Origin of the sequence: Streptomyces sp. NPDC090022 (genome assembly GCF_044748145.1) — a bacterium.
GTDB lineage: Bacteria > Actinomycetota > Actinomycetes > Streptomycetales > Streptomycetaceae > Streptomyces.
The window spans coordinates 26,667-49,711 of record NZ_JBIVFN010000001.1 but is presented as its reverse complement, the minus strand read 5'-3'; the positions used below and the strand labels follow the sequence as shown (position 1 = coordinate 49,711).

Genomic DNA, 23,045 nt, shown 5'->3' with positions numbered 1-23,045 from the left:
GCAGAGGAACGGGGCACACCGAAGGGAACGGCCATGGACTACGACGTGATCATTGTCGGCGCGAGCATCGCCGGCTGCACGGCCGCCACGGCATACGGCCGGGCCGGGCTGCGGGTGGCACTCGTCGAACGGCAGCGCAGCCCGCAGGCGCACAAGACGCTGTGCGGGCACTTCGTGCTCGGCGGCACGCACGGCGTCCTGCAGAGGCTGGGCTTCTGGCAGCCGATGGTCGCCCGGGACGCGGCCGTGACGACCGGGCTCGGCATGTGGACGGAGCACGGCTGGATCGTGCCCCGGCACGACGGAACGGTTCCGCCGGCGATCAGCCTGCGCCGGAGCAAGCTGGACCCGCTGCTGCGGGAGATCGCCGGTGCCACCCCCGGCGTGGAGCTCATGCTGGGACACCGCGTCGTCGACCTCGTACGGGACCAGGCCGGCGGCATCCGGGGAGTGGTCACGGAGCACGGCGGGACAGGCTCCACCGAGCTCCGCGCCCGACTGGTGGTCGGTGCCGACGGCCACCACTCCACGGTCGCCCGGCTCGCGGAGGTCCCCGAGAACCGCGCCCCGAACGAGCGCTTCCTGTTCTGGACCTACTACGAGGGCGCGTCCATGAACGGCCCGGGCGACGGCCAGGTCTGGCCCCTGGGCCGGGACGTGGCCGTGTGCATCCGCGTCGACAACGGGCTCACCCAGGTCGGCGTCTTCCCGGCGAAGGACCGGCTGCCCGAGTTCACCGCGGAACGGGATGCCGCGTACGACCGGTTCGTCGCGCGCCTGCCGGACGGACCCTCGCTCGCAGGGGCCCGACGGGTGTCCCACCTCATCGGAACCACCGACTACCCGTGCATCCGCCGGGACCCCGTACCGCGGCCGGGCCTGGCCCTGATCGGTGATGCCGCCACCGCCTCGGATCCGGTTCCGGCAGTGGGCTGCGGCTGGGCGTTCCGTAGCGCCGTGTGGCTGGCGGACGCGACCGCCGGGCCCTTGGCCCAGGGCCGGGACCTGCGGCAGTCGCTGCGCGGCTACCGCCGGGCCCGCCGGTTCATCGACGCGTACGACGCGCTGGGGCGGCGGGAGGCGCTCGCCGGGCCGCCGAATCCGCTCCAGCGGGCGATCCGCACGGCAGCCGTGTCCGACCCCGACATCTCCCGCCGGCTCGCGCTGTTCGCGATGCGGGCAGAGTCCCCGTCCGTCCTGCTGAATCCCAAGGTCGTGATCCGCGCCTTCGCCGGATCACGGGGCCGGAGGCCGCGCAGCGGACTCACGGCCGCGTCCACCCGGTACCCGGAGGGGCCCGGTGAGGGCGGCGGGCTCCTTTGACGAGGACCCGGAGGGCGGCGTGCGGAGTGATGGAACCGGGGGCGCGTGTTCGGCATCGACGCCCCGATCGTGTGCGCGGCCTTCGGCCCCTGGGACGAGGTCGATCTCGCGGCCGCGGTGTGCCGGGCGGGCGGTCTGGGCAGTCTGGGCACCGCGGTGCGGCCCCTGCCGGAGCTGAAGGACCGATGGGCTCGGCTGCGCCGGCTGACCGACCGGCCGCAGCGAGCGTATCCTGCCGCCGTTCAACCGCCCCGGCAGTGCCGGCGTGCCCCGTTGCCTGCGCACTCCCCTGATGGACCTCCTGCGCGAGCACCCCGAGCAGGTGGATCCCGCGGAGATCGTCCGGCGGACCGTACGGGAGGCCGAGACAGCGCTGCCCCTGCGGGGTGCCCCCACCAGGCGCGTCCCCGGTCGCCGGGGCAATCTGGGAGTGGGGATGCTGCTGTACCCGAGAGAAGCGAGGCAGTCATGACGGCGACGACACGGCAGGAGACACCGGTAGCGATCGAAGGCGGTGGAGTCGAACTCCGTACGCAAGAGGTCGGCGGGGACCTGTCCGTCGCCTTCGTGCGTCTCCCCCAGGGCGCCGACCTCCGGCCGGCGGTGAAGGGCCTGCCCGACGATCTCTGCCCGTGCCCTCACTGGGGGTACATGCTCAAGGGCCGTCTGAAGATGGTGACCAAGGACGGTGAAGAGGTCTACGAGGCCGGACAGGCGTTCTACTGGCCGGCCGGGCACGCGCCCGTAGCACTCGAGGACTGCGAGTACGTGGACTTCTCCCCCACGGACGCCTTCGCGTCCGTCATCGACCACATCACGTCGCAGGGTTGACCGGCTTCCCTGCGCGGCCTCGTCGCCCCCGTGCCGCCCAGGCCCGGGCGTGGAGGAGGATCGAGCCGTCCGCCGCCTGCGGCAGCGCCGCACGGAGCTGCTCGCGGAGTTCCGCACGGTGGCCCTCGGGGAGGCCTGCCATGTAGGCGGGGGCCGGCCCCTGGCCTCCCAGGAACGGTGTCCAGTAGTCGTCGAAGTCCGCGAACCGGGTCGGTACCCGGATCTCGTCGACCTCCACGTCCTGGAGTCCCGCTCCGGCCAGGAGTTCGCCCAGCGGGCTGCGGGCGCACAGCTGGAACCTGACGGCCTCGTCCAGTGGCTTTGCCTGCCGGTCCAGGGTGACCGCGGCATCCCAGAAGGCGCGGATGGCCTCCATCCCGCCCTCTCCGTAGTCCCATACGTACGCTCCGACCTGTCCCCCGGGGACGACGACCCTCGTCATCTCGGCAACCGCCCGTGCCGGGTGCGGGACGAAGTTGAGTACGAGGCCGCTCACCGCGACCGATGCCGTGGAATCCGCGAACGGCAGCTGCATCGCATCCGCCAGAACGAATCGCGCCCGCCGGTCGGCGATGTGCCCGCGGGCGTAGTCCACGTAGCCCTGCGACGGGTCGGCGCCGATCACGCCGGCCGGGTCGGCGACCTCCAGGACCGCCCCGGTCACGGCCCCCGTGCCGCAACCGATGTCCCGCCAGGTCCCTCCCGCCGGCGCGCCCATCCACCGAACGAACCGGATGGCGACCAAGCGGCTCCATCGGCCGACATACGGCTCATACGCCTCACCAGTCGCCCACATCGGCCCACACCTCTCTCGGTACGCCTGCCCCCTGGAGATGATGCTGCGTCAAGGGCACGGGGGACGGGACCACCACACCGCCGGGAGCACACGAACGGCGCTCGCGCGCCGACCGCGGTGCTCCCGGACGGTGCGCGAAGGGGTGAAGTGCCCCGCGCCACCGGAGTGGGATGACGTGTCAGGAAAGGTCGGGGGCCTCCGCCGCCCAAAGGACCCGCCGGAGGTGGGCCTCCGCCGGCCCGCACACGTTGCGAGTGCGGGCGAGCGACCGCGCCGGGTCCAACGGGGAACACGGGAATGCCCTTCGTCGAAGGGCGACAGCTTCTCTATGGCCGGTTCCACGTCCAGTCCGAGCACTATCCCTGGTTTCGGCGCGTCCTCGCCCGAACGAGAACGGTCAGCTGGAGCGGTACCGAACCGAGGTCCCCGCCCACGCGCAAGGCATGGCCGCTGCCCGAATGGGCCTCGAAGTGGGACGGCCGCATGCTGCGCGCGAAGCGGAGGGGAGTGCCGGGTGGTGGGGCAGGCGTGCGGTGAGGGCGGTGAGGTAGCGGGTAGCGATGCGGGTGCCCAGGGGCAAAGACTGCGGCTTGGCGAGCATGCCCCAGATGCCGAGTGTGAGGACCAGGGGCGTGGGAGACGATGACGAGGCCGAGGCCGGCCGCGCACAGCTTGTCGGTGTGGCCCTCGACGGCGGCGTCGCCAACCTCGGTGCGGGTGGCCATCTCGGCGTCGCTCGTCATCCGCCAGGCTCGGCCGCCGAAGCGTTCCAGGGCGCGTTGGGTGGCCTGGCGGCGGGTGCCGGCGCCCAGGACGGGGGTGGCCGCAACCTCGCGGGCTCAATGAGGGCGCCATCAAGGCGGCTGCCTTCAGCTTGAAGGGTGCGTCAGGCGATCTTGTAAGCGCCACGCGTCCGCCCAGGAGCAGGCCGAGGGTGTCGATCACGCCGACGCTCGGCTCCGGGTCCCGCCCGGCCTGCTCGCGGGCCTTGCGGCGGATCCGGTCGCGGAACTCCTTTACCAGACCGTCGTCGCGCCAGCGGCGGAAGAACGCGCAGACCCGTCGCCCACTGCGCATCGGACATGTCCGTCGGGTACCGGCGCGCACGAACCCCGTGGTCGGCGGCGCTCTCGAACCGGTGTGCCAGGCAGTCACACGCGAGAGTGACCGAAGGCCACCCCCAGCGGTGTTCGAACGGCGTCGCCGGGAACCCGCCGGCGGCTCGGTGGACGAGCGGCCTGATGCGAGATGTCGCGTCAGATGGCCGCAGTCGCCGTGGCGGGCTCGGCTGTCATGGTCAGGTGGGTGGGGCGGGGGATGGTGGCCAGTGCCTCGCCGACGGTGTGTCCTGGGGCCTGCCGCAGGTGCCAGCGGGACAGGAGTGTGGCGAGCACGATCTTCATTTCGGTCCAGGCGAAGCCGTCGCCGATGCACTTGGCGTTGCCTGCGCTGAAGGGGATGAAGGCGCCCTTGGGCAGGTGGGCCTGGCGGTCGGGGAGCCAGCGGTCGGGGTCGAAGCGGGTGGGGTCGGTGTAGTGGCGTGGGTCGTGGTGGAGTGCGTGGATGCTGTAGCCGATGTCGGCGCCTTGGGGGACGTGGACGCCGGCCAGGGTGACGGGGGCGGTGGTGCGTCGCATGAGGAACAGGGCGGCGTGGCGTCGGCAGACCTCGTTGAGCACCCGGTCGATGAGGCCGAGGCCGGGGAGGGCCTTCACGGTGATGGGACCGTCGGCTGTGGCGGCGACGGCTTCTGCGCGGCAGTGTTCGGCGATGCCGGGGTGCTGGTCGAGTTCGTGGAAGGTCCAGGCGAGGGTCATGGCGGTGACCTCGGTGCCGGCGATGAGGATGTTGATGAGTTCGTCGCGGATCTCGGTGTCGGTCATCGCCTCGCCGGTGTCGGCGTCGCGGGCGTGCAGGAGCATGGAGAGCAGGTCGGCGTGGTCGCCGTCGTCGGCACGGTAGGTGCGGACGGCTCCTTCGATGGCGGAGCGCAGTTCACGGGCCGCGGTGTCGAAACGGCGGTTGAACGGCAGCGGAAGCCTGCTCAGCGTCGCGGGCATGAGAGCGCGGATCACCGCGCCCTGGGCGAAGTCCGGCAGAGCGCGTCCGATCGCGGCCCGCACGGTGGCTCCGAGCGGGGTGCGGATCATCGCTTCGGAGACGACGGCGGCCGCCAGGTCGCTCATGGCCCTGACGACGTCCACGCTCTGGCCGGGGTGCCAGGAATCGGCCAGCTGCTGGGCGTGGCGCTGCATGATTTCGGCGTAGCCGTCGATGTGCGCGCGGTGGAAGGCGGGCTGGACCAGGCGGCGTTGGCGGTGATGCCAGGAGCCGCTGGAGACGAGGAGCCCGTTGCCGAACAGGGGGCGCAGTTGGTCGAAGAAGCGTCCCTTCTCGAAGTGGGCGGCGTCGGTGACCAGGACGCGGCGGACGAGTTCGGGCGTGGTGAGGAAGTAGACGGGGACGGTCCCGACGTTGACGCGGACGACGTCTGCGACACCGGTGAGGGACTGCAGGAAGCCCTTGGTGTCACGCAGGAGGGCGACCGAGTGTCCCAGTAGAGGGAGGTGGCCGGGCGCGCGGGTCAGGGGGCCGGCCGGGGCGAGCAGGGCGGGGGTCATGGGCTCTCTCGGTGGTGGGACGGGAGTAATGGTTCGCGGCAAGCGGCCCCGTGGGCCTGGAAGAACCCCCTTCAGGGGACTTCGCCTGCTGCGGGAGCCGGGGTGGTGGCGGGCGCGGTGGTGGCGCGGACGTTGAGGACGCCCAGAAGGCGGGAGATGTTGCGGCCGCGGGCCATGGAGAGGAGGGCGCACGCCGCGACGGTCGTGCGGACCTGCCGGTGGTCGCCCGTCGTGGCCAGGCGCATGAACCGGATCAGTACCTCGTTCCCGTCGTGATCCAGTGCGGGGACGGTGGCGGGGTCGGCGCCGCGAGCGAGCGCGAGTGCGCGCCCGGCCCAGCGGTCGAAGACCTCGACGGTGTTCCAGTCGACGTGGCGGGCGTCGACTGCGCCGAGGAGGCTGTCGTCGGCCGGCACCGTACGGGCTGCGAGGGCCGTGGGCACGTGTGGGGCGGTCCGCGGGTCGAAGATCGCGGCCAGCGGGCCCGGTCGGCAGGTGGTGCACAGCTCGGTCTTGCCGTCGAAGGCACGGTGGTAGGCGTCCCGGCTGGTCAGGTGTGTGCCGTGCGGGGCTGCTTCGGACAGGTCCGCGAGGGTGGCACGGTCGACTTGGAGGGCGGCGCCCGCAAGGAGCCGGCCGGGGCTGTAGCGGGGGATGACCAGGGCCCAGATGTACCAGTTCAGGGTTCCCTGCGTACCGGAGGCGGTGTCGCGGCCGGTGAGGACGTCGGTGACGTTGCGCAGCAGGCAGCCGGCGACGGCGTGGTAGGCGGCCTCCCGGTCCAGCCCGAGTTCGTCGAGGCGGCCGATGAGCAGGCGCGAGTTGGTCAGGACGTTGCCGTAGGCGCAGTCGTAGGGGATGTCGTACAGGCCGGCGGCCCAGATGCTCAGGCTCATCTGGGTGAGTTCGTCGGGGAAGGGCGCGCGCCCGTGGCGGATGTAGCCGGGGCCGGCGCAGTTGTAGCCGTTGGTCAGCCACCACAGTTCGTGGGGGACATCGAAGGCGAGGCCGGTCTCCGGGTGCGGGGTGCGCAGGCTGTGGACGTATTCCTGGAGGTCGATGTCCATGGCGCCGGTGACGACTTCGACCATGCTCACCTGTGGTCCGGTGCCGGAGCGGGGAACGGGGAGGTGGACGTCGTGGGAGTCGAAGCCGTCGCGTACGACCAGGGCGTGGTCGTCGATGCCGCAGATGTACCAGGCCATCGACTCTCGGTCCGCGGTGCCGTAGGTCATCGCCCAGGAGCCGGTCCAGCCGTAGACGCAGGTGGGGGTGTTCTCGTCGCGCCAGGCGAAGCCCAGTTCGGCGCAGAGGGCGGTCCAGTCGTGCGGCGGGTCGAAGTTGCGGCGCCCGAGGTCCTTGGGCGGCAGCAGGCACAGGGCGCCGGTGGAGTCGGCGGGGTGGGACCGGTCCTGGACGGCGACGTCGATCAGCGACGCGTCGGCAGGTGCCGGGACGGGGCGCGCGAGCGAGGCGAGGGTGCTGGTGAGGCCGACGAGGACGTTCATCAGCCAGACGGGCAGCAGGGCGTCGTCGTCGAGGACGTGGGTGTGGGCGGCCCAGTCGGCACAGGCGTCGAGGATCGGGGTGAGGTCGGTCTCCGCGAACGGCGCCCGGGCCCGGTCGAGAGCGGCTCGGGATGCCGGGTCGAGCGGTAGGCCGTCACGGGAGCGGCTGTGGCACCACACCAGCACGCAGGCGGTGCGGATCATCTCGTCCAGGCCGTTGACGTGCGCGTCGAACAGCAGGGTGCTTCGGTCCGAGCAGTGGGCGGCAAGAGCCTCAGCGGTGGCCCACGCCTCATGGAGCGGCCGTGGCTGGGGACGCAGCGGCAGCCGGCCCCGCTCGTGCGCCAACATGATGCTGGAGCGAACGCAGTTGCTGGAAGACACTGCAGGGGCGGTTGTTAACACGACTCTCCGTGATCTACAGGTGAAACAGGTGAAGAGGGGGCGTCGGCGATCGGGGGCAGATGCGCGCAGCAAGCCGGAAGACGTGCGCAATACGGCCCGAGGACGCGTCCGCGTCTGTTCAAACGAGTGCCCGGCTAGCGGCGCTTGCGTCAGAGGAAGAAGGCCGACCCGGTTCCACAATCGGCCCAAGGAGTACGACCTGGTGGGCCGGCTCCTGGCGCAGCCGAGGGGTGCACAGGCATCAACGACCGGTCGGCCAGAGCGAGAGGTCGACCGGTCACTGGTGGACGACCACCTCGCCAGGGCCCTCAGCGCCGTCATGGCCGCTGCCAAGAAAGAGGATCCCTTTGCTCCGTCCACCGAGCCGGGCCCCCCTTGGAGTGCCCTGAAGATCTCGACCAGAGAGCCCGATTCGCCCCAGACCGCCAGTGGGTGACGGTCAGATCGGACTGGAGTGAATCGGGCGCGTTCTCAAGATCTACCTGAGTCTCCTAGACGGCCGCCGGCGGCCTGCCGTACAGCCAGTTGCCCGCGGCGTCGGGATCGTTGCTGGTGAAGTACTCGATGGTGGCCCGCTCCAGCTCCGACTTGTCGATCACACCGTTGCCGTCCCGGTCAAGGCGGAGGAAGCTTTCCTCGATGTCCGCACGGGACATCTTCGGGGACTGCGCCAGAATGAAGCCTGCGTACTCGGAAGGTTGGATCACCCCGTCGCCATCGATGTCGGCGAGGCTCATCACGCTGTCGATCAGCGCGCCGGAAACCTCCTCGAAGAACTCCGGCCGGGCGAACAGGCTCCGGATCGCCGTGAGGAAGGAGTCCTGGTCCACCCTGCCCTCCTGGTCGGCGTGGGGAAGCTGGACCCCCTTCCAGGCTGAGCGGTAGGCGTCGATCAGCTGCTGCTCCTGGGACGAACCGCTCGGGTAACTGAACTCCTTCGCGGCCCGCCGGCCCATCAGAACGTGGTCCTCTTCCGTGAGGAACCCGTCCCCGTCCGCATCGAGCAGGTTGAAGTAGTGCGTCATCTTCACCGTGACGAAGTCCATGGCGGACATGACGAATCCTCTCCTGGGCTGGCCAACTCCTTGCATGGCGCTGGCTGCACCGAATGCGCAATCAAGGTCAGCTGCGTGTAACGGGCTGTGACCCGCGTGTTCAACGCAGACTGTGCAATGTCGGTCCGACGCCGCACAGTTCAGACGCACACCCACGCGGCCCGGAAGGTCGTCGTACCGGCGAGCCGACCGCACCCACGCCACGGAAGGTATCCGGCTGGACGCCGGGCGATCTGCTTCACAGCCCGTTCGTAAGCGTGGCGCCCGCCGATGTTGACGCCCGTGGCGTCGCTGACATCCCCTACTGCGCCGAAACGAGGCCCGCGGGCGCCCCAGTCGGCCTGCTCACTGATCAGCGGCCGGCGCGCGGCAATCGGCAGCAGGACGGCCCGACTGCGCCTGCGGAGACGATGGTTCGACCCCCGGCCATGGTGGCCTTCGGGATCCCCGCCCTGAACGCGGCCTGGAGATCGACCAACCGGTGGAGCGGTGAGTTTCGCGAGCTTCTTGTAGCAGGTCAGGGCGGCGGCCAGGCCGAGGAAGGCGAGGAAGTGCGAGCCCTTCCGCTCGTATCGGACGGTGAGACGGCGGTAGCCGAACAGCCAGGCGATCGACCTCTCGATCTTCCAGCGGTGCCGGCCGAGCCGTTCGCTCGACTCAATGCCCGGGCGGGCGATACGCGGGATGATTCCGCGTTCACGCAGCCAGACGAGGTGGTCGGCGGAGAAGTACGCCTTGTCCGCGCGGAGCTTGACCGGTCGGCGCCGGCGTGGCCCCGACGGGAGCGGACCGCGGGTATGCCGCGGATCAGCGGCTTGAGGGCCTGGCTGTCGTGGGTGTTCGCGGCGGACACGGCGACGGCCAGGGGTATGCCCCGCGCCTCGGACAGTACGTGCAGTTTGCTGCCCTTCTTGCCGCGACCGACCGGGTTCCGCCCGGTCAGCGCACCCCCCTTTTCGCCCGCACACCGGCGGCGTCGACGTAGCCGAACGGGCTGGGCTGCTCAGCCCTGTCCGACGATCCCTCGGCAGGCCCCTCGTCACCGGCGTCCGCCGGGACATCGGCCGGCGCACGGTGCCCTCCGGGGAAGCCACTGAGAGGCACCGGCGCGGGCACCGGTTCCCGCCCGCCTCCTGTACGGCTGCTCCTGGCGGTGCTCGGGGGGTGAAGGGTCACGCGGGGACCGGGTGGAGGGTGGCCTCTCCCGTGATCCTGATGCCGGTGCGCTCGCCGGGGGACGCGGGTGAGGGGCCCGGGACGCGGATGTCGATGGGTGCGTCCACCTCGTCCAGGCTGACGGTGACCATCGCGTCGTGGCCGTAGTAGCGGACGTCCGTCACCGTGCCGCAGGCCTCCGCCGAAGTGGTGTCGGTCAGTCGGATCTGTTCGGGCCGGAGCAGCACCATGCCCTCGTGTACGCCCCCCGGCGGGTCTGCCAGCGGGACACGGCCGAGCGCAGTGGTCGCCGTGCCCCCGTCCACGGTGCCGACGACGAGTACCGCGTCACCGACGAAGGCCGCCACCCAGGGGTCTGCGGGACGGCGGTAGACCTCGTGCGGTGTGTCGCACTGGGCCACCCGCCCCTTCCGTACGACGGCGACGAGGTCGGCTGCGGACAGTGCCTCCTGCTGATCGTGGGTGACCAGGACAGCGGTGGCACCGGTGGCCTGGAGGGCGGCCCGCACATCGGCCCGCAGTCCGGACCGCAACGCGCTGTCCAGTGCGTTGAACGGCTCGTCGAGCAGTACCAGCTGAGGCTGCGGGGCCAGGGCGCGGGCGAGGGCGATGCGCTGTTGCTGGCCGCCGGAGAGCTCGTGCGGCATGCGGTCACCGAACCCGGCGAGTCCGACCAGTTCCAGCATGTCCCCCACGCGACGGCTGCGCGCACCCCGGTCCAGGCCGGTCAGGCCGAAGGCGACGTTGCGCGCCACGCTGAGGTGCGGGAACAGGGCGCCTTCCTGGGGAACGATCCCGATGCGGCGGTGTTCGGGCACCAGGTGCGATCCGGGGCCGCTGAGGATGCGGTCGCCGAGGGTGACGGTGCCCCCGTCGGCGCGCAGGAAGCCGGCGATAATGCGCAGCAGGGTGGTCTTGCCGCAGCCGGAAGGGCCGAGTACGGCGACCAGGGCGCCGGCGGGGACGGTGAGGTCGAGTCCGTCGAGCACGGTGGCGCCTGGGCCGTACGCCTTGGTCAGCCCCGTGATCTGAAGGTCGGTCATGTGCGGTGCCTTCCGAGGAGGTAGGACGGTACGGCGGCCAGCAGGATCAACGCGGCGGCGTAGGGGGCCGCGGCGGCAAAGGATCCGGTGCCGGTCTCCGTCCAGAGGCGGGTGGCGAGGGTGTCCATGCCGGTGGGGCGCAGCAGGAGGGTCGCGGGGAGTTCCTTCATGCAGACCACGAAGGTCAGCGCGGCTCCGGCCAGCACTCCGGGCGCCGCCAGCGGCACCGTCACCTCGCGCAGCACCTTCAGCGGGGATCGGCCGAGGGAGCGGGCGACATCCTCCAGCAGCGGCGGGGACTGAAGCACGGCTGCGCGGGTACCGGCCACCGCGACCGGCAGGAAGAGCACGGCGTACGCGCAGACCAGCAGCGGGAGTTCCTGGTACACCGGTTCGGCGTAGCGGACCGCGAAGAAGACGAGGGACAACGCGACGGTGATGCCCGGCAGGGCGTGTCCGGCATACGCGGACTGCTCCAGCAGGGAGGCCGTCCGACTGCGGTAGCGGGCGGCGATCACGCCGACCGGCAGGGCGAGGAGCGTGGTGAGGGCGGCTCCGGCGGCGGCTACCCCGAGGGTCGTGCCGGCAGTGTCGAGGAGCCCGGTCGGGTCCCAGGTGGCGGAATTGCCGACGGCGAGCCAGTACGCGAGCGTGGCCAGGGGGGTGAGGACGGCCACGGCCGTGACGGCTGTGCACCAGACCAGCGCGGGTCCCCGCCAGCGGCCGAGCGGTACGGGGACGGCGGGGCGCGCGGTGCCGGTTCCGGTCCTGGCATGGCCCGCGCGGCCGCGGGTGCGGGCCTCGGCGGCCACGAGCAGGATGGTCATGACCACCAGGACGACGCTCAGCGCGGCGGCCGGGGTACGGTCGAAGCTGGCCCGGTAGGAGGTGTAGATGCCGCGTGTGAAGGTGTCGTACCGCATCAGGGAGACGGCGCCGAAGTCGGAGAACACGTACAGCGCGACGAGGACGGATCCGCCGGCGGCCGCAGGGCGCAGCTGCGGCAGGGTGACGCGCAGGAAGGTCCGCAGCGGTCCGTGGCCGAGCGAGCGGGAGACCTCCTCCTGTGCCGGATCGGTGCCCCGCAGCGCGGCTGTGACCGGGAGATACACGTACGGGAAGCTCACGAGCGTCAGGGCGAGCGCGGCCCCGGTGAAGCCCTCCAGGCCGGGGAAGGCGGAGAGCCAGGCGAACGCGGCGACGTAGCTGGGCACGGCCAGCGGCAGGGTCACCAGCACCGACCAGGCCCGGGCGCCGGGCAGAGCGGTCCTTACGGTGAGCCAGGCCAGCGAGACGCCCAGCAGCAGGGAGGCGGTCACGACGACTGCGGCGAGTCCCACGCTGCGGCCGAGGAGCTGGGCCGTGCGCTCGTTGGCGATCACGTCCCAGGCGAAGGCGGGACCACGTTCCAGGGAGCGGATCGCGAGATAGCCGAGGGGCAGCAGTGCGAACACGGCGGCGACGGCGGCGGGAACGAGCAGGGCGGCAGGCGGGCGGCTCCCGGCACGCAGCCGCCCGGCCGGCGGGGTGACGCCGGGCGGGCGGGCGGCCGGATCCGTCTGCAGGACGGGATCCGTGGAGTGCATGACGGCTCAGACCATCCCGGCGTCCTGCAGCATCTTCAGGGTCTCCTGAAGAGATTCGAGCTTGCCGAGGTCGATCTTGGGGGCTTCGAGGGAGGACAGCGGCGGCAGGTCCTTGACCGTGCTGGTGACACCGGAGGCCAGGGGGTACTCCTTGGTGTCGTCGGCGAAGTACTTCTGCGCCTTCTCCGAGAGGAGGAAGTCGACGGCCTTCTGCGCCACGGGCGTCTGGTCGCTGCCCTTGATGATGCCGACTCCGGCCGTGTTCACGAGTGCCCCCGGATCGCCGCCCGGCAGGAAGTGGATCTTCGCGCCGACCTTGTCCTCGCCCTTCTCGGCGACGCGCTCGTACCAGTAGTAGTGGTTGACCAGGCCGAGGGAGACCTCGCCCTTGCCGACGGCGTCCAGCACCTTGAGGTTGTTCTCGTACACCTTCGGCTCGTTGGCCTTGAGTCCCTTGAGCCAGGCGCGGGTGGCGTCGTCGCCCTCAAGGACGCGCATGCCGGTGACGAACGCCTGGAAGGAGGCGTTGGTCGGGACGTAACCGATCCTGCCCTTCCACTCCGGCTTGACCAGGTCGTGCACGGTGTCCGGCACCTTCGCCACCTGGCCGGGGTGGTAAGCGAGGACTCGGACACGCCCGGAGGTACCCACCCAGTCACCCGCGCCGCCGCGGAACGCCTGGTCGACCCTGTCGAGCGAGGCCTGGGGCAGCTTCTCCAGCAGTCCCTTGGTGGAGAGCGCGCCGAGGGCGCCGGCGTCCTGGGAGAAGAACAGACCCGCCTTGGTCCTGTCGCCCTCTTCCTGGATCTGGGCGGCGAGTTCGGCGCTCTCGCCGTAGCGGACGGCGACCGTGGTGCCGACGGCCTTCTCGAGATCGTCGAGGAGCGGCTTGACCAGCTTCTCGTTGCGCCCGGAATAGATCACGAGCCCGGCATCGTCCTCGTCGACGCCACAGCCGGCGACGGCGGGGAGGAGGAGCGCTGCCGCGAGGAGCGCGGTCAGACGTCGGACCGAGGGGCGTCGCATGGAAAGCCTTCCTGCACGTGCAGCGAGAACCTGTGAACGCCCTATAAGTAAGGTAAAGCTAACCTAAAGGTCAAGGTGATGCGCACAACATTTCAGCCTCACCGGGGGTTCGGCGGAGCCGACCCTACCCGCGAGTTCCTTATGGATCTTCATTGGCCCAGCCGTGACATTCCTGTGACTACCCCATGAGGTAAGCCTTTCCTAAGATGCGCTCGTGACAGCCCCTTCCGCCCTGCTGCCAGGCTCAAAGAACGTCCCCTTCGCCGGCGAACTCGCGACCCACGGCGACCGCACCGCGGTCATCACCGCCGACGGCCCCGTGACCTACCGCGAGCTCGCCGCCCGGGTGGAAGCGGCAGCCGATCGCCTGGGCCGAACGCGCCGCCTGGTCCTGGTGGCCGGCGCCAACACTGTCGACGCCCTCGTCGTCTATCTCGCGGCACTCTCGGCGGGGCACCCGGTCCTGCTGGTGCCGGGCGACCACCCGGAAGCGGTGCAGTCACTCCTCGAGACGTACGATCCGGATGTTGTCGCATGCCCCGACGACAGCGGGGAGTGGCTGCTCGACGAACGCCGCCCCTGCTCCGCGCACGACCTGCACCCGGACCTCGCCCTCCTGCTGAGCACGTCCGGCTCGACAGGGTCACCGAAACTGGTCCGGCTTTCGCACGAAAACCTTCAGGCCAACGCGGAATCCATTTCCGAGTACTTGGGAATCCGGGACACCGACCGTGCTGCCACGACCTTGCCCATGCACTACTGCTACGGCCTTTCCGTCATCCACAGTCATCTGCTGCGCGGCGCCGCACTGATCCTCACCGACCTCTCGGTCGCCGACAGTTGCTTCTGGGATCTGTTCCGGGACGCCCGCGGAACGACCTTCGCCGGCGTCCCGTACACCTTCGACCTGCTCGACCGCGTCGGCTTCGCCGCGATGGACCTGCCCCACCTGCGCTACGTCACCCAAGCCGGCGGCCGGCTCGCGCCCGGCCGGGTCCGCCACTACGCGGCTCTCGGCCGCGCCGCCGGCTGGGAGCTGTTCGCGATGTACGGTCAGACCGAAGCGACGGCCCGGATGGCCTATCTGCCGCCCGACCTCGCGGAAACCCACCCCGAGGCAGCCGGAGTCGCGATCCCCGGCGGCTCCTTCCGGCTCCGGCCGCTGGCCGACTGGTCCGAGGAGGACACCGGGGAACTCGTCTACGCGGGTCCGAACGTCATGCTCGGCTACGCTCACTCCCCCGACGACCTCGCCCTGGGCCGGACCGTGGAGGAGCTGTACACGGGCGACATCGCGCGGCGCACCGCCGAGGGCATGTACGAGATCGTCGGCCGGCGCAGCCGGTTCGCGAAGATCCTCGGCCTGCGCATCGACCCCGCACAGGTCGAGGCGATGCTCGCACGGCGCGGCGTCACCGCCCTGTGCACCGGCGATGACACCGGGCTGTCCGTGGCCGCCGTCGCCACCGCCGGTGCCCACGCGGCCGACGCGCGGCGCATACGCAAGCTGGTGACGAGCGAGTGCGGCCTGCCGGCCCGGGCGGTCCGGGTCCACGTCCTGGCGGACCTTCCCCGTCTGTCGACGGGCAAGCCCGACTACCGGGCCGTACGCGAACTGGCCCGCCCGGCCGACGCCGCCTCATCGGCACAGGGCCCGGGCAACGACCCCGAAGACCTGTGCCTGCTCTACTCACGCGTACTCGACCGGACCGATGTGACGCGGGACAGCACCTTCGTCAGCCTGGGCGGCGACTCCCTCTCGTACGTCGAGATGTCTCTCCACCTGGAAGAGCGGCTCGGTCACCTGCCGGCCGACTGGCACACCACGCCGATCCGGGAACTCAGGCCCCCGGCGGGAGAGATCCCGGCACGCGGGCGGACACTGGAGACCAGCGTCGCCCTGCGCGCCATGGCGATCTTCTGCATCGTCGGATCGCACATCCACGTCTTCGGCATCAAGGGCGGAGCACACCTGCTCCTCGCCATCGCCGGCTACAACTTCGCCCGCTTCCACCTCACCACCGCCGACCGCGGCGAGCGCATCCGGCGCGCCTGCCTCAGCATCGCGCGGGTCGCGGTGCCGGCCATGATCTGGATCGGCTTCGTCCTCCTCCTCAACGATGACTACACCCTGGCCAACCTCGCCCTCCTCGACAGTGTCCTCGGGCCCGAGGACAGCAAGACGGGCATGCACTTCTGGTTCATCGAGGCGCTGGTCTACATCCTGATCGTCACCGTGGCCCTCCTGGCACTCCCCCTCGCGGACCGGGCGGAACGCCGATTCCCGTACGGCCTGCCCCTGACACTCGCCGCTCTCGGCCTGCTCACCCGCTACAACCTGCTCGGGCTCCCCGACCGCACCCGGATGCCCGACGCGGTCACCGTCTTCTGGCTGTTCGCGCTCGGCTGGGCGGCGGCGAAGGCCGGCACCAGGACACAGCGGATCATCGTCACGGCCGCCGCCCTGATCACGGTGCCCGGCTTCTTCCCCGGCGACCCCGGACGAGAAGCGATCATCATGGGCACGTTCGCCCTGCTCGTGTGGGTGCCGACCCTCCCCGGTCGCGAACGCGTCAATCAGGTCGCCGGTCTCCTGGCCGGCAGCTCGCTGTACATCTACCTGACCCACTGGCAGATCTTCCCCTTGATCGACGGGTTCTCCCGGCACTTGGCCTTCCTCGCCTCGCTGGTCTTCGGCGTCGCCTACGGCATCGCAGCGACCCGCGTGATGCGCGGACTGCCCTCGCTGCTCCCGCCGGGTTCACTCCGCAGACACGCCCCTGAGGGACTCCGAGTCCGGGTTCCGGTGTCCGTAGTGGAGCGGTTCCGTCGAACTCCTACGCCGACAACCTCCGTTCAAGGGCGCAGAGGTCCTTGAGCCACGGGCTGCGCCGGGGCCCGCTGCGCTGTCCCATGCCGACACCATTCACGTCGCGGTCGTCCCCGACAGCGAAGGAGGGGCACGGGGGACGTCGCCCGTGGCTTGAAGATCCCTTCGAGGAGGGCCCAGGCCGGCCCGCTCCCCCCGGGGGAGCCGGTTGGCATCGCGCCCTGCGTGCTCAGCCGATCGACCCGAGCTGGGGCACCACGTCCTGTCCCACCCGCTGTGCGAAATCGACCGGGTCCCGGTCCGGCATGACCTGCAGCTCCGTGACGCCGAGGCGGGCGTACTGCTCCGCCTGGCCGAGGAATGCCTTCGGGTCGTCCAGTGGCGGCTGCAGCGCCAGGACGGTCTTCGTGATCGCGTCGTAGTCGCGGCCCTCGTCGGCGCAGTGCGCGCGCAGGACGTCGAGCTTGTGCGCCACGTCCTGGGGGCTGGAGCCGAAAAGGTTGCACGCGTCCGCATAACGCGCGGCGAGCAGCAGCGTCTTCTTCTCGCCGCCGCCCCCAATCATGATGGGCGGGTGCGGCCGGGTCAGCGGCGCCGGCACATTGAGGGTCTCGGCCAGCCGGAAGCGCCGGCCCTCGTACGGTCCGTTGTCGTCGCTCCACATCTGCCGGCAGATCTGCAGCGTCTCCTCCAGACGTTCGAAGCGCTCGGCCACCGGCACCACCGGCACCCCGAGTCCGCGCTGCTCGCGCTCGTACCAGGATGCGCCGAGGCCCAGGCGGGCCCGACCGCCGGAGAGCACATCGAGCGTAGTGACGATCTTCGCCAGCAGGCCCGGATGCCGGTACATCACCCCCGTGACGAGCAGCCCGAGCGTCATACGCTCGGTCAGCGCCGCCACGTAGCCGAGGGTCGTGTAGCCCTCGAGCATCGGTTCATCGGCCGCGGAGGTCGGCGTCTCCATCTGAAAGTAGTGGTCCATCACGGTGAACGAAGCGAAGCCCGCTTGCTCTGCGGTTCTGGCCGTTGCGGCCAGGGTGGGAGCGATCCGTGCCGGATCGGCGGGCGTTGAGAAGTTCCAGTAATGCAGCCCCAACTTCACAAGAAGCCTCCGCAGAAAAGACGGCGGGCGGCAGCGCCGCCTCTCGCCGCCGAGCCTAAGCCGCGCCCAGCCCGTCCAGTACGCCGCCACACCTCGCCCGCCCCCACCCGGGTCACGGGATGGACATGGTCACCCGCCTGCCACACCGAGGGAGGACAGGGCCGTCGCTCCGATTGCGCCGAGCGGTGATCCACCTCGCTGCCCTCTGCTACCAGGGACAGGGCCGTGCCCACCCCGCGCAGGCGCGCCTTCGAGATCACGCTCGAACGTTCACCTGATAGCGTGGACGGGCCGCGCCGCTGAAACAACCGGCCCGTTCGCGGCTCAGCCGCGTGGGACCGCGAAGTACGTGAGCACCGCGGCGGCCGGTTCCAGGGCGGGGGCTTCGCCGGCCAGGAGCAGGATCAGCTCTTGCAAGCCCGGGTTGTGCAGTCGCGGCACGAAGCGTACCGGGCCGGAGAGGGTACGCGGACGACCTACGAAGCGGGCTCCCTGCGCCGGCATTGTCCGGATCAGGTGCTGGGGGTCGCCTTCGGGTCATCACACCCTCCGGCCTCTCAGCCCGACAGTCGCTGTCGGCCCCGGCGGACCTCATTCGCTTCCGCCAAAGTCGGCTACTCCGGTCGAGCTCCCTCGCTCGCTTCATAGGCCTACTTCTTGGTTACCCCGCAGCCAACGAGGGAAACATCCGATTTTCACTCTTTCCTCCCGCAGAAGCCGGCGCTGCCTGCCTGTGCGGCGTCGGGCCGACATCCATGCATACGGCAGCCGGGAGTCGCCAGTACGGCTGCGGATGTCAGGCATCACGCCCTACCCAGAGTCGGCCGGCCCCACGCCGAGGCCCATCCGATGAGTCGCCCCACCAGCCCCTCGTCGCCATCCCGCCCGTGGCGGGCACCGGCGATGGGCGCGGAGGCCGAGAGCGCGGGAAGCCGCCGGGTCCAATGCTGGCCGTTTGCTGACCGAACCTCGGCAGGACAGGATTGGAGTCTGCCGCGCGTCCTACCACTACGAGGAGGCCCGCCAGGCCACCCCGGCCGCGGCCCTCCGCACGAGGACCGTCCATCCGTCCGCCCCCCGGACCAGGGCAGCGACGGCTCCACGAAGGGCCGCTCCGCATCGGACGGTTCACAGCGACGTGTCACCCGACCTCGATCCCTGACCGAAGATCGTTCGACGACCGCCCAGGACACCGAGGAGCGCTCAGCCACCGGACATCGCCACTCAACTTTCTAGGTCGATCGACCTATACTGGGACGCATGATCACTGAATCGATGGACGAAGTGCGCCTGGACCCCTCCGGCCCCGTACTGATCACCGGCGGGTACGGCACCGTGGGGGCCGAGATCGCCCGGATGGTCGCCGTGGACACTCCGGTGCTGCTCACAGGGCGTTCCCCCGACAAGGGCGGGTCCCTGGCAGCTGCCCTCGGGGGCGAGGCACGCGCCTGGGACCTGGCGGACCCGACCCCCTTCCGGGCGGACGTACGGGCCGTCATCAGCTCGGTCAACGACCCTGACGACCGAGTGCTGCGCGCGACGGTGGCAGGGGGCGTCCCCTACGTCGACATCACGCGCTGGACGAGCCGGTTGCAGCGGGCCACCGCTCTCACCGCCCTGCTCCGCCCGGACTCACCCGTCCTGTTCTCCTCCGCCTGGATGGGCGGGGTGAGCAGTCTGGTCGCGGCGGCGCTCGCGGCGGACCTGGGCGGCGCCGAGCGGATCGAGATCGCCGTGCGCTGGGACACGGCTGACCGGGCCGGTGCGGATTCCGTCGAGTTCATGGACCGGCTGGGCGTGGACTTCGAGGTGGTCGAGAGGGGTGCGCGCCGGCTCGCAACGCCGCTCACGGACACACGGACCGTGGGCATCGGCGGTGCGCCGGTGCGAGTCGCGCGCATCGACACGCCGGAACAGTTCACCCTCCCCCTGACCCTCGGGGCCACCACGGCAGCCACCCGCATCGGCTTCAGCTCCCCGGCCACGACCCGCGCACTCCTCGCGCTGCGCAGGACGGGGTTCTTCCGCTGGGCATCCGGTGACCGCTGGACCCCGGTGCGCCGGGCTGTCCTCCACGCGCCCGGCGAGGGCGGCACGGCCCAGCTGCGCGTCGACGTCTCGCACCGAGGGCGCACCCGCACCATGACCGTCACCGACCCCCTCGGACAACACCACCTGACCGCGGTCGGTGCGGTGCTGGGTCTGCGCCGCGTCCTCGGCACCGACGGCTCCTCCGCCCCCCGAGGAACGGTCTTCCCCGAACAACACCCGTCCCCCGCGCAGGCGATCGGATCTCTCACGGCCCTCGGCGTCGAGCTCGCCTTCGACGAGGGAACCGACCGGGCTCACGGCGAGGTCGCCTCGTGAGCTCCAAGCCGACGCCCAAGGGCAGGCAGCGGCGCACGGCCCTGCTCGACGCGGCCGGGCGCATCCTCGCCTCGTCCGGAGGCTCCGAACTCACACTGCGGGCGGTCGCGGACGAGGCCGGCGTACGACTCGGGCACCTCCAGTACTACTTCCCGTCGCGCTCCGCCCTCCTGTCCGCTCTCCTCGACCGCGTCCTCGCCTCCTCACTGGAACGGGTCGCACTCCTCACCAGTCGCCCGGACGGCAACAGCGTCGACGCTCTCCTCGACGGCGTCCTCACCGACCACGACGACCCGGCTCTCGTAAGGCTGTTCACCGAGGTCTGGGCCATGGCCGCACACGACCCGGAGGCCGCCGCGGCCGTCCGCGCCTTCTACGATCAGTACGCCACCCATGTGGCCGACTTCCTCCGCGACCACGCCCCCGCGCTGTCCCCGGACACCGCCCGCCGACGGGCCGAGGTCTTCGTGATGCTCATGGAAGGAGCCTCCTTGTTCCGCTCCGGCGTCGCCGGGCGGCGCAGCGCAGAGACGGACGCCCATCTGCGTCACGTCCTGCTCACCTTCCTCGCGGACGAAGACCGGGACTGAGGCCATGCGGAGGGCGCGGGCTCCGCGCCCTCCGCGGCCTCGCTCCGACGGAATCACCCATGCCGGCTCCGTCCGGGCGGCGGTGACCACCGAACTCGGAGCCGGGACCGAGTTCTCGCCACAGCCATCACGCGTACCGAAGGACATCATGATGCACGACAACCGAACCCCGACGGCGGTACTCCTGCACGGCTGGCCGGTCACGACCGGTCACTGGCGACACCTGGTTCCCGCCCTCGAGGCAGCCGGTGTCGCCACGATTCCCGTCACGCTTCCCGGACTCGGCGCCACCCCCGCCCCCGACGTGAACGACTACCGCAAGGCGGCACTTGCTGAACGGGTCAGGACACGGCTGGCGCGGGAGGGCGTCACCCACTACGCAGTCGTCGGTCACGACTGGGGCGCGACGGTCGGATACCTCATGGCCTCCGCAGCGCCCGAGTCGGTCCGTGCGCTCGTCGTCGAGGAGGAGATCCTTCCCAGGGTCGACATCGAGATCCCCCCGGCCGGCCGAAGCCACTATCCGGCCTGGCACGGCCCCTTCAACCGAGCACCCGGCCTCGCCGAGCGGCTCGTACCCGGGCGGGAAGCGGCGTACTACGGTGCCTTCCTGCAACAGAGCGCCGGACCGACCGGCCTCGACGCGGACGTCCTGCACGCCTACGTCGAGGCGTACAGCGCTCCAGGCGTCCTGGACGCCGGGCTCGCCTACTACCGCACCCGGTCGGAAGACGTCGACAGCATCCGGGCACTCGCCCAACGGCCGATCTCCGCACCCGTCCTGGCGATCGGAGGCCGGCACGCGATGGGGATGGCTGTCGCAGAAGGACTGGCCGCCCTCGCGACCGACGTCACCCTCGTCTTCGAACAGTCCGGTCACTACCCGGCAGAGCAGGAACCGGAGCGTGTGAACAACGCCATCGCGCGGTTCCTCCACCAGCACCCCTGAGTCCCGGCGCCGCGCTCAGCGGCGCGTCTGGGAGTGCCTGGCGGCTCCGGAACGCGGCCTCCACCGACCCGTCGGGGTGGGTACCACGGCCTGCCGCGGACGAGGACCTGCGGGGCCGCAAGGTGGCCGACCGCTCCGGCAACGAACTCGGCAAGGTGAGCGACCTGATCATCGACGAGGAGCAGCGCAAGGTCCGTTTGCTGCTCATGGAATACGGCGGTTTCCTCGGCATCGGCGACAAGAAGAGCTACCTCCCGGTCGACGCCGTGGCCGACGTGACCGAGGACCAGGTCCGCATCGACCGTACCCGGGACGACGTCGTCGACGCGCCCGAGTACGATCCGGAACTTGTGGACCAGCGCGAATACTCCGACCGGGTCTACAGCCACTACGGCTACGCGCCCTTCTGGGGGACCGGCTGCATTCCCCCGCGATTCCCCTACCAGCTGTGAGCACAGTCCACCCGGCCCCCGTACGCCTCTGCGCCGGGTCCCGCACACCGACCGAGCGCCGCCACGGGCCCGGCGTTCGCTCGGGCCTGTGCGGCCGCTGCGTACGGTAGGCGCGTGCGACTACCCAGCCGGTCACGGTAGCGGCGCCTGAGCGCCGAGCACGTGATCACACCCCCGCTTTCCGCATGGCTGACCAGCCATTGTGCGATCCCGTTCAGCCAGGGGCGCCGGTCTTCGTCATCGAGCGGGTGCCCGGCCCGCATCTTCGCAACGTCGGGCGCGAGAAGACGGCTCCCTGCCTGCTTTCTGCAGGTCAAGGGCGTTTCGTACTCGAAACCGGCAGGCGTCGGACCGGAGATCAGAAGAAAAATCCACCGCCTCGGACGAGAAGGCTCCTGGCCTGCACTTTCCGCGGGTCCGCAAAATCGTCACTCTGACGCTAATTCCCCGCTACCATCGCCCTCCATGAGTAACCGTCTGAGGAACCTCGCTACCGAGAACGAGCGCGTCGCGACCACCGGCAGCTACACCACCTCCACTGGCACCCGGGTCTCCATCGCCTCCGCCCTCGCCGCCGCCCGCTCAGGGACCGTCTCCTACTCCCCGCCTTCGCCCCTGCGCCCACCGGCCCCTTCACCGGTGAGGCCGAGGTGACCGACGAGGACAGCATGCGCGCGGCCCGCCGCCTCACCGACGAAGGCGTCGAGCACGTCGCCGTCCTCAACTTCGCCTCCGCCCGGAACCCGGGTGGCGGGTACCTGCGGGGGGCCAAGGCCCAGGAGGAGGACCTCTGCCGCACCGCCCTCCTCTACCCGTGCCTGCTCGAAGCCCCCGACTACTACGCGGCCCATCGGGCGTCCGCCGACCTCAACTACAGCCACCGGGTGATCTTCTCCCCACACGTACCGGTGATCCGCGACGGCTCCCACGCCCTGCTCGACCAGCCCTACCAGGTCTCCTTCCTGACCTCCCCCGCTCCCAACGCCGGCCAGCTGGCGCTGCACTCGCGGGGTGAGAAGATCGACGTCAAGGACACCCTCACCGAACGGGCCCGCCGCGTCCTCGGCGTGGCCGCCCACCACGGGGCGCGCGAGCTCGTCCTCGGTGCGTGGGGCTGCGGCGTGTTCGGCAACGACCCGGCCGAGGTGGCGGGCGCGTTCGCCGAAGCCCTGGACACCCACGGCGCCCCGTTCGTCCGCATCACCTTCGCCGTCTGGGACCGCTCGGCCGACTCCCCCCATCGCGCCGCCTTCCGGGCCGTGTTCGCCAGTTGACGACGTTCCGCGTCACCGGGATCGGCGAGCACGCCGGCCGGCGCACCGGCATCGCCCGTGGCGAGACGGGGCAGCCGGACAGGCGCGTCGGCGCATCCGTCCCGCCGGCAC

Annotated in this window: 17 protein-coding genes, 2 pseudogenes and 1 riboswitch; of the genes and pseudogenes, 9 read left to right on the top strand and 10 right to left on the bottom strand. The window is 70.8% G+C overall.

Features of this window, described 5'->3' with window-relative positions; translation table 11 throughout:
* Positions 1–33 precede the first annotated feature (33 nt).
* On the top strand, positions 34–1,323 hold the full coding sequence (locus ACIPXB_RS00200) for an FAD-dependent oxidoreductase (protein WP_401442481.1): 1,290 nt from the start codon (positions 34–36) through the stop codon (positions 1,321–1,323).
* Positions 1,324–1,791: 468 nt separating this feature from the next.
* Positions 1,792–2,154, top strand: a complete 363-nt coding sequence (locus ACIPXB_RS00195; protein WP_401442479.1) for a hypothetical protein — start codon at positions 1,792–1,794, stop codon at positions 2,152–2,154.
* Here the strand turns inward: ACIPXB_RS00195 and ACIPXB_RS00190 are convergent.
* The 8 genes and pseudogenes from ACIPXB_RS00190 to ACIPXB_RS00155 all read right to left on the bottom strand — a co-directional run bounded on the left by ACIPXB_RS00190 (position 2,138) and on the right by ACIPXB_RS00155 (position 13,370).
* Positions 2,138–2,950, bottom strand: coding sequence for a class I SAM-dependent methyltransferase (locus tag ACIPXB_RS00190; RefSeq protein WP_401442476.1), 813 nt, complete (start codon positions 2,948–2,950; stop codon positions 2,138–2,140). The genes ACIPXB_RS00195 and ACIPXB_RS00190 overlap by 17 nt on opposite strands.
* 1,256 nt (positions 2,951–4,206) lie before the next feature.
* On the bottom strand, positions 4,207–5,571 hold the full coding sequence (locus ACIPXB_RS00185; RefSeq protein WP_401442473.1) for a cytochrome P450: 1,365 nt from the start codon (positions 5,569–5,571) through the stop codon (positions 4,207–4,209).
* Between the two features lie 71 nt (positions 5,572–5,642).
* Positions 5,643–7,430, bottom strand: a complete 1,788-nt coding sequence (locus tag ACIPXB_RS00180; protein WP_401442470.1) for a hypothetical protein — start codon at positions 7,428–7,430, stop codon at positions 5,643–5,645.
* A 545-nt stretch (positions 7,431–7,975) separates the two neighbouring features.
* The gene (locus tag ACIPXB_RS00175; RefSeq protein WP_401442467.1) at positions 7,976–8,539 is read right to left on the bottom strand and encodes an EF-hand domain-containing protein; all 564 of its coding nucleotides are present in this window, start codon (positions 8,537–8,539) and stop codon (positions 7,976–7,978) included.
* A gap of 500 nt (positions 8,540–9,039) precedes the next feature.
* Positions 9,040–9,488 (bottom strand): annotated as a pseudogene (locus tag ACIPXB_RS00170) (IS5 family transposase); the annotation flags it as partial.
* A 223-nt stretch (positions 9,489–9,711) separates the two neighbouring features.
* On the bottom strand, positions 9,712–10,758 hold the full coding sequence (locus ACIPXB_RS00165) for an ABC transporter ATP-binding protein (protein ID WP_401442464.1): 1,047 nt from the start codon (positions 10,756–10,758) through the stop codon (positions 9,712–9,714).
* Positions 10,755–12,344, bottom strand: a complete 1,590-nt coding sequence (locus tag ACIPXB_RS00160) for an ABC transporter permease (protein WP_401442461.1) — start codon at positions 12,342–12,344, stop codon at positions 10,755–10,757. The genes ACIPXB_RS00165 and ACIPXB_RS00160 overlap by 4 nt, the downstream gene beginning before the upstream one ends.
* A gap of 6 nt (positions 12,345–12,350) precedes the next feature.
* On the bottom strand, positions 12,351–13,370 hold the full coding sequence (locus ACIPXB_RS00155) for an iron ABC transporter substrate-binding protein (RefSeq protein WP_401442458.1): 1,020 nt from the start codon (positions 13,368–13,370) through the stop codon (positions 12,351–12,353).
* 214 nt (positions 13,371–13,584) lie between these two features.
* Between ACIPXB_RS00155 and ACIPXB_RS00150 the strand changes: the two genes are divergently transcribed.
* Complete coding sequence (locus ACIPXB_RS00150) at positions 13,585–16,248, top strand: AMP-binding protein (protein WP_401442455.1); 2,664 nt, start codon at positions 13,585–13,587, stop codon at positions 16,246–16,248.
* A 181-nt stretch (positions 16,249–16,429) separates the two neighbouring features.
* On the opposite strand, the gene ACIPXB_RS00145 is transcribed toward ACIPXB_RS00150, so the two are convergent.
* On the bottom strand, positions 16,430–17,296 hold the full coding sequence (locus ACIPXB_RS00145; protein ID WP_401444342.1) for an LLM class F420-dependent oxidoreductase: 867 nt from the start codon (positions 17,294–17,296) through the stop codon (positions 16,430–16,432).
* A 478-nt stretch (positions 17,297–17,774) separates the two neighbouring features.
* A riboswitch (TPP riboswitch) is annotated at positions 17,775–17,947 on the bottom strand.
* Positions 17,948–18,577: 630 nt separating this feature from the next.
* On the opposite strand from ACIPXB_RS00145, the gene ACIPXB_RS00140 reads away from it, so the two are divergent.
* From ACIPXB_RS00140 to ACIPXB_RS00125, 4 genes are all read left to right on the top strand, one after another.
* Complete coding sequence (locus ACIPXB_RS00140) at positions 18,578–19,669, top strand: saccharopine dehydrogenase (RefSeq protein ID WP_401444339.1); 1,092 nt, start codon at positions 18,578–18,580, stop codon at positions 19,667–19,669.
* Positions 19,666–20,259, top strand: coding sequence for a TetR/AcrR family transcriptional regulator (locus ACIPXB_RS00135; protein ID WP_401442452.1), 594 nt, complete (start codon positions 19,666–19,668; stop codon positions 20,257–20,259). The genes ACIPXB_RS00140 and ACIPXB_RS00135 overlap by 4 nt, the downstream gene beginning before the upstream one ends.
* Before the next feature lie 151 nt (positions 20,260–20,410).
* Entirely contained in the window at positions 20,411–21,208 is a 798-nt protein-coding gene (locus tag ACIPXB_RS00130; protein ID WP_401442449.1) for an alpha/beta fold hydrolase, read from the top strand.
* Positions 21,205–21,660, top strand: a complete 456-nt coding sequence (locus ACIPXB_RS00125) for a PRC-barrel domain-containing protein (protein ID WP_401444337.1) — start codon at positions 21,205–21,207, stop codon at positions 21,658–21,660. The genes ACIPXB_RS00130 and ACIPXB_RS00125 overlap by 4 nt, the downstream gene beginning before the upstream one ends.
* A 125-nt stretch (positions 21,661–21,785) precedes the next feature.
* On the opposite strand, the pseudogene ACIPXB_RS00120 reads toward ACIPXB_RS00125, so the two are convergent.
* Positions 21,786–21,935, bottom strand: a pseudogene (locus tag ACIPXB_RS00120) (gluconokinase); the annotation flags it as partial.
* Positions 21,936–22,125: 190 nt separating this feature from the next.
* Between ACIPXB_RS00120 and ACIPXB_RS00115 the strand changes: the two are divergent.
* Positions 22,126–22,314 carry a hypothetical protein gene (locus ACIPXB_RS00115; RefSeq protein ID WP_401442447.1) on the top strand — a complete coding sequence of 63 codons (189 nt, stop codon included), beginning with the start codon at positions 22,126–22,128 and terminating at the stop codon, positions 22,312–22,314.
* Positions 22,311–22,934: a TIGR02452 family protein gene (locus tag ACIPXB_RS00110; protein ID WP_401442445.1), complete on the top strand. Its 624-nt coding sequence runs from the start codon at positions 22,311–22,313 to the stop codon at positions 22,932–22,934. Before ACIPXB_RS00115 ends, ACIPXB_RS00110 begins: the two co-directional genes overlap by 4 nt.
* The last annotated feature ends 111 nt before the right edge of the window (positions 22,935–23,045 follow it).